An 11,156-nucleotide genomic window follows, 5' to 3' on the forward strand; every position below is an offset into this window, starting at 1 on the left:
GTTCATGATCGTCTACACGGTGACGACGCTGGCGCTGGTCGCAGGCCTCGATCTCAGGCTGGCGGTGCTGGTGGTGATCTGGATTTCCGCTTTCGCTTGGCTGGCCAAGCTCTACTTGCCGGCAATCCGCAAGCATGCCGAGGAAACCGCCGAGGCCGGCTCGATGATCACCGGTCGCATCGTCGATTCCTATTCCAACGTGCAGACGCTGAAACTGTTCTCGGCCGACGGCGACGACCGCTACATCAGGAACGGTTTCGACATCTACCTCGACGCATTGCGCCCGTTCACCCGCCGGCTGACCGGCGTGCGCATGGCGTTGACGACGCTGTCGGGCATTATGATCACGGCGATCGGCTGCTTTGCCGTTTATCTCTGGGTCGAGGGCTCGATCACCGTCGGCGCGGTCGCCTTCACGCTGTCGCTGGTGCTGCGGCTCAACATGCTGCTCGGCCGGCTGATGATGCAGCTCAACAGCATCTTGCGAAACCTCGGCGTGCTGGAGAACTCCAAGGCGCTGATTTCGCAGCCCCTCGGCCTCATCGATGCGCCCGACGCCAAGGAACTCGTGGTGGCAGGCGGTCGTATCGAGGTGAACAACGTCGAGTTCCATTACGGCAAAGGTTTCGGCGTGCTGAACGGCATCGACCTTGTCGTCAAGCCGGGCGAGAAGGTCGGGCTGGTCGGACCGTCTGGCGCCGGCAAGACGACGCTCGCGAACCTGATCCTGCGCCTCTACGATCTGGAGAGCGGGTCGATCACCATCGATGGCCAGGATGTCGCCAAAGTCACGCAGAATTCGCTGCGCGCCAATATCGGCGTCGTCAGCCAGGACACGGCGCTGTTCCACCGTTCGCTGCGCGACAACATCAAGCTCGGCATGCCTGACGCGACCGATGCGGAGGTGATCGCGGCGGCGAAAAAGGCCGAGGCGCACGAGTTCATCCTGACCTTGCGCGACAACAGGGACCGCGCCGGCTACGAAGCCTTTGTCGGCGAGCGCGGCGTCAAACTGTCAGGCGGCCAGCGCCAGCGCGTGGCTATCGCCCGTGTCTTCCTCAAGGACGCGCCGATCCTGATCCTCGACGAAGCGACCTCGGCGCTCGATTCCGACATCGAGGCGGCGATCCAGGAGAATCTGACGCGGCTGATGGAAAACAAGACGGTCATCGCCATCGCCCACCGGCTGTCGACGATCGCGGCACTCGACCGGCTGGTGGTGCTCGACGGTGGCCGCATCGTCGAGCAAGGCACGCATGACGAGTTGGTAGCACTCGAGGGGCTCTATGCGCGGCTGTGGAAGCGGCAGTCCGGCGGTTTTCTCTATCACGAGGACAGCGTGCTCGAAGAGACACGCCCGGCGGAGTAGCTCCATGGGTGGATCAACAGGCGCCATCTCAGAGGTCGGCTACGTTCTCAAGCGGCTCCGGCCGACCATGCCGGCTTTCGACACGCTGAAGGAAGAGAGCCGGCAGGAAGGCTACTGGATGCTGGTGCGCCTGGCGGATGGCTGGGCAAGTGGCCGCAACAAGTTCCTGAAACGGGGCGAGGCGCTGTACGGAGCCTGGGATGGAAGGGAACTCGCCGGCGTGTGCGGGTTGAACATCGATCCCTATTTCGAGGCCAGGGACCACGGCCGGGTCCGGCACCTGTTCGTCAGTGCGCGTCACCGTCGCGCCGGCCTTGGCCGGATGCTGATCGAAACCGTTATCGACAGGGCACGTCACCATTTCGCCGCGCTGAACACCCGCGCGCCGCAAGAGGCTTTTGGTTTTTACGCACGGCTTGGATTTACGCACGTGGAAGGCGAAGAATTCGTCACTCACCGCATGGTTTTCGCGAAAGGAGACTGAAATGTCCTTGCGTCCGCCATCTCATCTTGCCGGCGGCTCGGCCGCCGAAGCCGCCTTCGACGCGCTCGGCCATGAAATATTGGCGGAAAAGGCGGCAGCACTCGGCCGCGCCGGCCAGCGGGTAGAGGAAACGCTGGCCAGGCTGCGCGACAATGCCGACGAGCAACTGCGCCCCCGGCTGCTCAAGGATGCCGCCGAGGCGGTGCATGGCTATTTCATCCAGCGCGAGCTGTGCGGCTTGCGCAAGCACGATGCCGTCATTCGTGAATACAACATCCCGAGAGCGGTGCTGGCCAGGCTCGGCGCGAAATAGGGGTCACTCCAGCCATTCGGTGATGAAGCTGCCGTTTTCATGGATGTCGGTCGTTTCCAGCGGGCCTGGGCCGAGATTGGTGAATTTGTGCGGCGTGTTGGGCGGCACGATCAGGATCTGGCCGGCGGATGCCTCGATCTCCTGGTCGCCGACAGTGAACAGGCCGGTGCCCTGGCGGATGATGAAGATCTCCGCGTAGGGATGCGTGTGCAGGCGGGGGCCGCCGCCGACGCCAGGCAAATAGTTGAAGATCAGGCAGGAGTTGGAGCCGTAGGCGCCACATTGCAATTCGCCCTTCCAATGGTCGGAGCGAACAGACCAGGTGTCGCGGTCTATGACGTGTGCCATGATACAAGGATAGACCCGGCTGGCGCCTTGTGTCGAGCCGAACAGGGGCGTCGGATTTGCGGTTGTTTCCCGGTTGTTTAGCGATGTTTGGCGGCTATCCGGCGTCGCGTTGAGCGGTGGCGGATTTTGTCCCCGCGACAATCTGCCCTTGTGCCTTCACCCGTCTGGACAAAAACGGGCTTCACGCATAAACCGAAGTCCAAATGCCGGAGGAATTCGCAAGCCTGTTCGCCATGCGCTGTCGGGTTGGCGTAATTGAGCGGGGAACAAGGCTCAGCCACCGGCACGGAAAGGCGAAAGGATCAGGCACCCGTGAGCGCAACCGACACCCAGGATCCCAACCGTCGTGATTTTCTCTACGTCGCCACCGGCATGGCCGCAGCGGTCGGCGCGGGTGCCTTCGCGTGGCCGTTCATCGACCAGATGCGCCCCGATGCCTCGACGCTGGCGCTCGCTTCCGTCGAAGTCGACGTCGCCTCGCTGACGCCGGGCATGTCGCTGATCGTCAAATGGCGCGGCAAGCCGGTCGTGGTCCGCAACCGCACCGAACAGGAAATGAAGGACGGCGAGGCCGTCAAGCTGGCCGATCTCAAGGACCCGATCGCCCGCAACGCCAATCTGCCGGCCGATGCACCGGCGACCGACGCCAATCGCACCACGCCCGGCAAGGAAGCCTGGATGGTGATGGTTCAGGTCTGTACCCATCTCGGCTGCATTCCGCTCGGCCAGGAAGGCGATTTCGGCGGCTGGTTCTGCCCTTGCCACGGCTCGGTCTACGACACGGCCGGACGCATCCGCCAAGGCCCGGCGCCTGAGAACATGGCGGTGCCGGTATTCAAGTTCATTTCCGATACCAAGATCCTTATCGGTTGAGGCAGGGGACATTTCGATGAGCGAGGGACACTCGACCTATACGCCCAAAACCGGTCTCGGACGCTGGTTTGACGCCCGCATGCCGCTGCCGCGGCTGGTCTATGACAGCTTCGTCGCCTATCCGGTGCCGCGCAACCTCAACTACGCTTGGACGTTTGGCGGCATCCTGTCGATCATGCTGGTGGCGCAGATCCTGACCGGCATCGTGCTGGCCATGCACTACACGGCCGACACCAATCTCGCCTTCGGCTCGGTCGAGAAGATCATGCGCGACGTGAATTCGGGCTGGCTGCTGCGCTACATGCATTCGAACGGCGCCTCGTTCTTCTTCGTCGCCGTCTACATCCACATCTTCCGTGGCCTATATTACGGCTCCTACAAGGCGCCGCGCGAGCTGCTGTGGATCCTCGGCTGCATCATCTATCTCCTGATGATGGCGACCGGCTTCATGGGCTACGTGCTGCCATGGGGCCAGATGAGCTTCTGGGGTGCCACCGTCATCACGGGTTTCTTCAGCGCCATTCCGCTGGTCGGCGACTGGATCCAGCAGCTGCTGCTCGGCGGCTTTGCCGTCGACAACCCGACGCTGAACCGCTTCTTTGCGCTGCACTATCTGTTGCCGTTCATGATTGCCGGCGTCGTCGTTTTGCACATCTGGGCGCTGCATGTCGTGGGCCAGTCGAACCCGACGGGTATCGAGGTCAAGTCGAAGACCGACACTGTCGCCTTCACCCCCTACGCGACCATCAAGGACGCGTTCGGCATGATCGTGTTCCTGTTCTTCTTCGCCTATTTCGTCTTCTACCTGCCGAACTATCTCGGCCATCCCGACAACTACATCGTCGCCAACCCGCTGAAGACGCCGGCCCACATCGTGCCCGAATGGTACTTCCTGCCGTTCTACGCGATCCTGCGCGCCATCACCTTCAATGTCGGGCCGATCAACTCCAAGCTCGGCGGCGTGCTGTGCATGTTCGGCGCCATCGTCATGTTGTTCCTGGTGCCGTGGCTCGACACTTCGAAGGTACGCTCGGCCGTTTACCGGCCCTGGTACAAGCTGTTCTTCTGGCTGTTCGTGGCCGATGCCATCCTGCTTGGCTGGCTGGGCTCGCAGCCGGCCGAAGGCAGCTATGTGTTCATGGCGCAGATGGCGACATTGTTCTACTTCGCCTTCTTCCTGATCGCGCTGCCGGTGCTCGGCCTGATCGAGACGCCGCGACGGCTGCCGAACTCGATCACCGAGGCGGTCCTCGAGAAGAACAAGGGCGGCAGCGGACATCCGGCGGGCGCTACGGCGGCGCCGGAAACCAAAGGCTGAGCGGGTAGAGAATCTAAGGGGATTTGGCATGAAAAAGATTCTCACCTCGCTGGCGCTGGTCGGCCTCGTGGCCGTCGGCATCGGGTCGGCAGGCACTTGGGCGATCGCCGCCGAAGAGGCGCACAACGCCGCCGCGCCGACGCATTTCCCGATCCACGAGCCGAAGGAAATGGACTGGAGCTTCACCGGCCCGTTTGGCACCTATGACAAGGCGCAGCTGCAGCGAGGCCTCAAGGTCTACAAGGAAGTCTGCGCGGCCTGCCATTCGATGAACATGGTGGCGTTCCGCACGCTGTCGGACCTCGGCTATTCCGATGCGCAGATCAAGACGCTGTCGGCCGAGTACACGATCCATGACGGTCCCAACGATGCCGGCGACATGTTCGACCGTCCCGGCAAGCCGTCCGACCACTTCCCGCCACCGTTCGCAAACGACGAAGCGGCCGCCGCTTCCAATGGTGGTGCTGCTCCGCCCGACATGTCGCTGCTGGCCAAGGCGCGCGGCGTCGAGCGCGGCTTTCCGCAATTCGTCTTCGACATCTTCACCCAGTATGACGCGGGCGGCCCCGACTATATCCACTCGTTGCTGACAGGCTACGACGAGACACCGCCTGCCGGCATGGTCATCCCGGAAGGCACCCACTACAACCCCTATTTCATGTCGGGCGTGTCGCTGAAGATGCCCAACCCGCTGTCCGACGGCCAGGTGACCTATGATGACGGCGCGCCGCAGACAGTCGACCAGTACTCCCGCGACGTTTCCGCCTTCCTGATGTGGGCGGCCGAGCCGCATATGGAAGACCGCAAGAAGACCGGTTTTCGCGTGCTAGTGTTCCTGCTTCTGTTCGGCGCTCTGGTCTATCTCACCAAGCGCAAGGTGTGGGAAGGCGTGGCGCATTGAGCCACACAATCAAGTGATCGCGAAGGGCGCCGAGAGGCGCCCTTTTGCATTTCCGGAGGCTGGTCATGTCACATGGCCGTCACCGCATCCGGCGATCCTGTGCTGCTCTCATCAAAGGATCGCATTCATGAAAAGATACGCATCGATCGCGGCAGGCCTGTTGCTGCTCATCATCGGCTCGGCCGCGCAAGCGGAAGACGCCCAGCCCTTCGTCACCAACAAGGATGTCGACTTGACGATGATCCTGCCGCCGCCGCCGGCAAACGATTCGGCACAGACCAAGGCCGAACTCGGCGAGGTGCTGACGCTGCAGGTGACGCGCACACCGGAGATGGTCGCCAGCGCGGTGGCCGATGCCGAGGAGAATGTCTGGCGCTTTGCCGACGTCATGGGGCCGAAATTCAACAAGGAAACGCTGCCGAAATTCAGCGCCTTCTTCGATCGCGTGGTGGCTACCGAAGGCGCTGTCGTCGATCCGGCCAAGGATGTCTGGAAGCGCCCGCGCCCGCATCAGCTCAGCGATCTCGTCAAGCCTGCGGTCAAGCTGTCGAACTCCGGTTCCTGGCCTTCCGGACACGCCACCGTCGGCACGATGATGGGCATCATTCTGTCCGACATGGTTCCGGAAAAGCGCGCCGAGATCATGGCACGTGCGAGCGAATACGCCCACAACCGCGTGGTTGGCGGCATCCATTTTGCGTCCGATGTCGAGATGGGCAGGATTTCCGGCAGCGTCATTGCCGCGGTCCTGCTCAACCGGGACGACTTCAAGGCTGAATATGAAGTGGCCAGAGCCGAGCTTCGTTCCGATCTCGGCATGTAATCTTTGTCGGCCGGATCAGACGGGAAGGGGCGCTTCAGGCGCTCCTTTTCCGTCTGCGCCAGTGCTGAGGCGGAAGTTCGGCAATTAGTCCGTTGGCATAGCAGCATCAGGTTGATATTCGACGCATCGAACGGTGGCGAGAAGCTCGTCCCGCCATGGCCTTTGGAACTCGATGATGCGGCTCAGCGACTGTCACAACTTTTCCGATTTCCGGCGGATGGCGCAGCGGCGACTGCCGGGGCCGATTTTCAATTACATCGACGGCGCGGCGGACGACGAGGTCACCTACCGCCGCAACACCGAAAGCTTTGAGACCTGCGATCTGGTTCCCAACGTGCTGCGCGGGGTGAGCGAGGTCGACATGTCGGTGACGGTCATGGGCCAGAAGCTGGCGATGCCGTTCTATTGCTCGCCGACCGCCTTGCAGCGCCTGTTCCACCATCAGGGCGAGCGCGCGGTCGCCAAGGCCGCGGCCAAGTATGGCACCATGTTCGGCGTCTCGTCGCTTGGCACCGTCAGCCTCGAGGAGGCGCGCAGCATCAGCAGCAGCCCGCAGGTCTACCAGTTCTATTTCCATCGGGATCGCGGTCTCAACCGGGCGATGATGCAGCGCGCCAAGGCGGTCGGCGTCGAGGTGATGATGCTGACCGTCGACAGCATCACCGGAGGAAATCGCGAGCGCGACAAACGCACCGGCTTTGCCATTCCCTTCAAGCTCAACCTTGCCGGAATGGCGCAGTTCGCGCTCAAGCCGGCCTGGGCGATCAATTATTTCACGCATGAGGGGTTCAAGCTGCCGCAGCTCGACGAGCATGTCGACATGGGCGGCGGCACGATGTCGATCAGCCGCTACTTCACCGAGATGCTAGACCCGTCGATGACGTGGGACGATGTCGCCGAGATGGTCAAGCTTTGGTCGGGTCCGTTCTGTCTCAAGGGCGTTATGTCGGTGGAGGACGCAAGACGCGCCGTCGACATCGGCTGCAGCGGCATCGTGCTGTCGAACCATGGCGGGCGGCAGCTGGATGGCTCGCGGGCGGCGTTCGACCAGCTTGCCGAGATCGTCGATGCCGTTGGCGACAGGATCGACGTCATCATGGATGGCGGCGTGCAGCGCGGCACGCATGTGCTGAAGGCGCTGTCGCTCGGTGCCAAGGCCGTCGGTGTCGGACGCTACTATCTGTTCCCGCTCGCGGCGGCGGGCCAGCCCGGCGTCGAACGGGCCCTTGAGCAGATGCGGGTCGAGATCGAACGTGGCATGAAGCTGATGGGCTGCAGTTCGATCGAACAATTGTCGCGCAAGAACCTCCGTTTCAGGTAATCTCGACCCATGAAATCCTCCCTCGAAGACACATTGCTCGCCGCGATCCGTACCATTCCGGACTATCCCAAGCCAGGCATCCTGTTTCGCGACATCACCACCCTGCTCGGCAATGCGCGCGCCTTCCGCCGCGCCATCGACGAACTGGTGCATCCCTATGCCGGCCAGAAGATCGACAAGATCGCCGGCATCGAGGCACGTGGATTCATCCTTGGCGGCGCCGTCGCCCATCAGCTCTCGGCCGGCTTCGTGCCGATCCGCAAGAAAGGCAAGCTGCCCTACGAGACGGTGCGCGTCGCCTATAGCCTGGAATATGGCCTGGACGAGATGGAGATGCACAAGGACGGCGTTGCTCCGGGCGAGAAGGTGATCCTTGTCGACGATCTGATCGCCACCGGCGGCACCGCGGAAGCGGCGGTCAAGCTGCTGCGCCAGATCGGCGCCGACATCCTCGCCGCCTGTTTCGTCATCGACCTGCCGGACCTCGGCGGCCGCGCCAAGCTGGAGGCGCTCGGCGTGCCGGTCAGAACGCTGATAGGGTTCGAAGGGCATTAGGTTTCTCCCTCGCCCCGTTTACGGGGAGAGGGAAGCGAAGCGAGCAACGCGAGCGGAGCAGGGTGAGGGTAAGTACGACCGTCGAGTTTAAGACACCAACGCTGGCGCCGCCCCTCATCCGCCCTTCGGGCACCTTCTCCCCGTAAACGGGGCGAAGGAAAAAGCTACTCCACCTTCACCAGAACGGCGCTTTCGAACTCGAGCACCTTGTCGCCGGTGGGATTGAAAGCTTCCGAACGCAGCGCGAGAAGCCGCCAGCCGGGGCGTGAGGCGATCGGGCGGTGCGACAGCGCGGTGCGCGTGAAGGTGATGGTTTGCCCGGCATAGACCGGCTTCAGCCATTTCAGGTTCTTGAAGCCGGGCGAGGGGCCGAATTCCGGCACCGGACCGGGACCGCTCCACGCAGCGATCTCGGCGTCCATGCGGTTTTCCAGATTGAGTTTCATCCAGGTCGCGGCCGTGTGCCAGCCAGACGCGCAGAGGCCGCCGAGCACGCTTTTTTTCGCGGCCTCCTCGTCGATATGGAAGATTTGCGGGTCGTACTTGCGGGCGAAGGCTTTGATCGCCTCGGGCTCGAATGTGTGCGAGCCGAGCGTGACGGTGGTGCCGATACGGAAGAACTCGTCCAGTGTCATGCTTGGCTCCCCGCGGCATCGCGGGTGAGGAACATGACCGAGTTCTCGAGCTCGAAGACGCTTTCGCCACGCTGGTTGAACAGCTCGCTGCGCATGGTGACGAAGCCGAGTTGCGGCTTCGATTTCGACAGGCGCTTGGCAACAACCATCAGGGTGCCGGTCAGTTGGTCGCCGGCCAGGACCGGTTTCTTCCATTTGACCTGATCGACGCCGGGCGCGCCCTGGCAGGTCGAGTCCAGCAGGAACGCGTCGCAGAGCATGCGCATGAACATGGCGCAGGTGTGCCAGCCCGACGCTGCCAGCCCGCCGAGGATGCTGGCCTTGCCGGCTTCCTCGTCGAGATGCATCGGCTGCGGGTCAAATTCTCCGGCAAATTCGACGATCTCGGCGGCACTCACGAGCTTCGAGCCGAGGTCGATCGATGCGCCCTCGATGAAGTCCTCATAGGCCCATGTTTTTATCTCTGCAGTCATGGTCTGGAATCCGGCTTGTCGACCCACGATCCCCAGGATCGGGGTTTCCGGATGCAGGCCGGCGTTCATTTGGTCAAGCGATTTCTACTGCGCCAGCCTGTGGCCGCCGATCGACAAGGCCACTCAGAGCCAGCCGCGGCGGCGGAAGTACCAGAAGGGCAGGATCGCCGACAGCACCATCATGGCGATGGCGAAGGGATAGCCAAGTTGCCATTTCAACTCGGGGATGATGTCGAAATTCATGCCGTAGATCGAGGCGACCAAAGTCGGCGGCAGGAAGATGACGGCGGCGACCGAGAAGATCTTGATGATGGCGTTCTGCTCGATCGAGATCATGCCGAGCGTGGCGTCTAGCAGGAAGGAGATCTTCTGCGACAGGAAGGTGGCGTGGTCGGCGAGCGACAGCACGTCGCGAGACAGCGTCTTGATGCGCGCCTTGGTGTCCTTGCTCATCTTGGTGCGGGTCGAGGCATGGGCGAAGAAGCCTGCCAGGCGCTGCAGCGAGATCAGGCTGTCGCGGATCGAGGAGGCAATGTCCTCCTTGCGGCCGATGGCTTTCAGCAACTCCTGGAAATCACGGTTGCGCTTGGAAACCTTGGTCGACCGCGCCTCGAAGATATCGCGCGAGATCGCCTCGATGTCGCGGCCGGCGCGTTCCAGAATGTCGGCGAGACGGTCGACGATCGCCTCCAGCAAGCCGATCAGGATGGTGTCGCCGCTGGTGCAGCCGGTCGCCACCTTTTCGGCGCGCTGCGGAAAGGTCTTGAAAGCTTTCGGTTCGTGGTAGCGCACCGTGATCAGCCTTGTGCCGGCGAGCACGAAGGTAACCGGCGACATCAAGGGATCGTCGATTTCGGTCTGGGCGGGCAGGGTGGCGGTCATGAAATAGGCGCCGTCCTCGACATAGAGGCGGCTCGAAATCTCGATCTCCTCCATCTCCTCGCGCGTCGGAATGGCAACGCCGAGCCAGCTCTCGATCGTCGCTTCCTCTTCCTTTGTCGGGTTGAACAGGTCCGCCCAGACGATGGTCTCGCTGTTTGCCAGGAGATCGTCGACGACGCGCAGGCGGTCATTGTCCACGACGAAGGCCTTGATCATCGCCTGATATCCCTTGCTGGGGGTGCGTTCGGATTGACGCGTCGTGTTGGATTGCACGGTTCTCGACGTCAGCGCCGACCGTGCGTCTGCCGCTTAGACCTGTGACGTGACAAAATCAAGACAAGCGGCTGTCGGGCGGATGGCCGCCGTCGCCTTGGAAGCATGTATCGAGGAACTTCGCCGACAGCTTGCCGGGATGTTCTCGACCGCTTCAGGGCATCAAGTGTTGAACTTGAACAACAGCACGTCGCCGTCCTGGACGACATATTCCTTGCCTTCGTCGCGCGCCTTGCCGGCTTCCTTGGCCGCGACTTCGCCGCCCAGTGTGACGAAGTCGTTGTAGGAAATGGTCTGGGCGCGGATGAAGCCGCGCTCGAAATCGGTGTGGATGACACCGGCGGCCTGAGGCGCCTTGTCGCCTTTATGGATCGTCCAGGCGCGCGTCTCCTTCGGCCCGGCGGTGAAATAGGTGATGAGGTGCAACAGGTCGTAGCCGGCGCGGATGACCTTGTTGAGGCCGGGCTCGTCGAGGCCGAGCGAGGACAGGAATTCCATCTCTTCCTCGTCCGAGAGTTGCGCGACTTCGGCTTCGATCGCCGCCGAGATCACCACGGTGCCGGCGCCTTGCGCGGTGGCCATCTTTTC

The 11,156-nt window shown here is 62.5% G+C and carries 14 protein-coding genes; 9 read left to right on the forward strand and 5 right to left on the reverse strand.

Going from position 1 to position 11,156, the window contains the following annotated elements:
* The 3 genes from EN964_RS11750 to EN964_RS11760 all read left to right on the forward strand — a co-directional run.
* Positions 1-1,369, forward strand: a 1,369-nt coding sequence (locus EN964_RS11750) for an ABC transporter ATP-binding protein (RefSeq protein WP_164775787.1), incomplete at its 5' end; no start/stop codon positions are given.
* Positions 1,370-1,436: 67 nt separating this feature from the next.
* Positions 1,437-1,853 (forward strand): GNAT family N-acetyltransferase, encoded by a 417-nt coding sequence (locus tag EN964_RS11755; RefSeq protein ID WP_245465203.1) that lies wholly within the window; start codon positions 1,437-1,439, stop codon positions 1,851-1,853.
* 1 nt (position 1,854) lies between these two features.
* Positions 1,855-2,166 carry a DUF6665 family protein gene (locus tag EN964_RS11760; protein ID WP_127270963.1) on the forward strand — a complete coding sequence of 104 codons (312 nt, stop codon included), beginning with the start codon at positions 1,855-1,857 and terminating at the stop codon, positions 2,164-2,166.
* Between the two features lie 3 nt (positions 2,167-2,169).
* Here EN964_RS11760 and EN964_RS11765 read toward each other — a convergent pair whose 3' ends face one another.
* On the reverse strand, positions 2,170-2,514 hold the full coding sequence (locus tag EN964_RS11765) for a cupin domain-containing protein (RefSeq protein WP_127270961.1): 345 nt from the start codon (positions 2,512-2,514) through the stop codon (positions 2,170-2,172).
* Between the two features lie 312 nt (positions 2,515-2,826).
* Here EN964_RS11765 and petA point away from each other — a divergent pair, with 312 nt between their 5' ends.
* The 6 genes from petA to EN964_RS11795 all read left to right on the forward strand — a co-directional run bounded on the left by petA (position 2,827) and on the right by EN964_RS11795 (position 8,305).
* Positions 2,827-3,387 (forward strand): ubiquinol-cytochrome c reductase iron-sulfur subunit, encoded by a 561-nt coding sequence (gene petA, locus EN964_RS11770; protein ID WP_127276382.1) that lies wholly within the window; start codon positions 2,827-2,829, stop codon positions 3,385-3,387.
* Between the two features lie 16 nt (positions 3,388-3,403).
* Positions 3,404-4,705: a cytochrome b N-terminal domain-containing protein gene (locus EN964_RS11775; protein ID WP_013529985.1), complete on the forward strand. Its 1,302-nt coding sequence runs from the start codon at positions 3,404-3,406 to the stop codon at positions 4,703-4,705.
* A 28-nt stretch (positions 4,706-4,733) separates the two neighbouring features.
* Entirely contained in the window at positions 4,734-5,606 is an 873-nt protein-coding gene (locus tag EN964_RS11780; protein ID WP_127270560.1) for a cytochrome c1, read from the forward strand.
* A gap of 127 nt (positions 5,607-5,733) precedes the next feature.
* Positions 5,734-6,429 (forward strand): phosphatase PAP2 family protein, encoded by a 696-nt coding sequence (locus EN964_RS11785; RefSeq protein WP_127269623.1) that lies wholly within the window; start codon positions 5,734-5,736, stop codon positions 6,427-6,429.
* Between the two features lie 175 nt (positions 6,430-6,604).
* Positions 6,605-7,750, forward strand: a complete 1,146-nt coding sequence (locus tag EN964_RS11790; RefSeq protein ID WP_127269626.1) for an alpha-hydroxy acid oxidase — start codon at positions 6,605-6,607, stop codon at positions 7,748-7,750.
* A 9-nt stretch (positions 7,751-7,759) separates the two neighbouring features.
* Positions 7,760-8,305 carry an adenine phosphoribosyltransferase gene (locus EN964_RS11795; RefSeq protein WP_013529989.1) on the forward strand — a complete coding sequence of 182 codons (546 nt, stop codon included), beginning with the start codon at positions 7,760-7,762 and terminating at the stop codon, positions 8,303-8,305.
* Positions 8,306-8,469: 164 nt separating this feature from the next.
* Here EN964_RS11795 and EN964_RS11800 read toward each other — a convergent pair whose 3' ends face one another.
* The 4 genes from EN964_RS11800 to EN964_RS11815 form a co-directional block, all read right to left on the reverse strand.
* A complete protein-coding gene (locus tag EN964_RS11800; protein WP_127269624.1) occupies positions 8,470-8,940 on the reverse strand; it encodes a MaoC family dehydratase in 471 nt (156 codons plus the stop codon).
* Positions 8,937-9,413, reverse strand: a complete 477-nt coding sequence (locus EN964_RS11805; RefSeq protein ID WP_127269625.1) for a MaoC family dehydratase — start codon at positions 9,411-9,413, stop codon at positions 8,937-8,939. The genes EN964_RS11800 and EN964_RS11805 overlap by 4 nt, the downstream gene beginning before the upstream one ends.
* A 123-nt stretch (positions 9,414-9,536) precedes the next feature.
* Entirely contained in the window at positions 9,537-10,511 is a 975-nt protein-coding gene (gene corA / locus EN964_RS11810) for a magnesium/cobalt transporter CorA (RefSeq protein WP_127270555.1), read from the reverse strand.
* 219 nt (positions 10,512-10,730) lie between these two features.
* Positions 10,731-11,156, reverse strand: a 426-nt coding sequence (locus EN964_RS11815; RefSeq protein ID WP_127276384.1) for a DUF933 domain-containing protein, incomplete at its 5' end; no start/stop codon positions are given.

The sequence above is a fragment of the Mesorhizobium sp. M7A.F.Ca.CA.001.10.2.1 genome (assembly GCF_003998575.1).
Taxonomy (GTDB): Bacteria; Pseudomonadota; Alphaproteobacteria; order Rhizobiales; family Rhizobiaceae; genus Mesorhizobium.

Coding starts and splice junctions, on each gene's coding strand:
- EN964_RS11760 (WP_127270963.1), top strand. CDS start 1,855: ATGTCCTTGCGTCCGCCATCTCATCTTGCCGGCGGCTCGGCCGCCGAA.
- EN964_RS11785 (WP_127269623.1), top strand. CDS start 5,734: ATGAAAAGATACGCATCGATCGCGGCAGGCCTGTTGCTGCTCATCATC.
- EN964_RS11775 (WP_013529985.1), top strand. CDS start 3,404: ATGAGCGAGGGACACTCGACCTATACGCCCAAAACCGGTCTCGGACGC.
- EN964_RS11790 (WP_127269626.1), top strand. CDS start 6,605: ATGCGGCTCAGCGACTGTCACAACTTTTCCGATTTCCGGCGGATGGCG.
- EN964_RS11780 (WP_127270560.1), top strand. CDS start 4,734: ATGAAAAAGATTCTCACCTCGCTGGCGCTGGTCGGCCTCGTGGCCGTC.
- EN964_RS11800 (WP_127269624.1), bottom strand. CDS start 8,940: ATGACACTGGACGAGTTCTTCCGTATCGGCACCACCGTCACGCTCGGC.
- corA (WP_127270555.1), bottom strand. CDS start 10,511: ATGATCAAGGCCTTCGTCGTGGACAATGACCGCCTGCGCGTCGTCGAC.
- EN964_RS11805 (WP_127269625.1), bottom strand. CDS start 9,413: ATGACTGCAGAGATAAAAACATGGGCCTATGAGGACTTCATCGAGGGC.
- EN964_RS11755 (WP_245465203.1), top strand. CDS start 1,437: ATGCCGGCTTTCGACACGCTGAAGGAAGAGAGCCGGCAGGAAGGCTAC.
- EN964_RS11795 (WP_013529989.1), top strand. CDS start 7,760: ATGAAATCCTCCCTCGAAGACACATTGCTCGCCGCGATCCGTACCATT.
- EN964_RS11765 (WP_127270961.1), bottom strand. CDS start 2,514: ATGGCACACGTCATAGACCGCGACACCTGGTCTGTTCGCTCCGACCAT.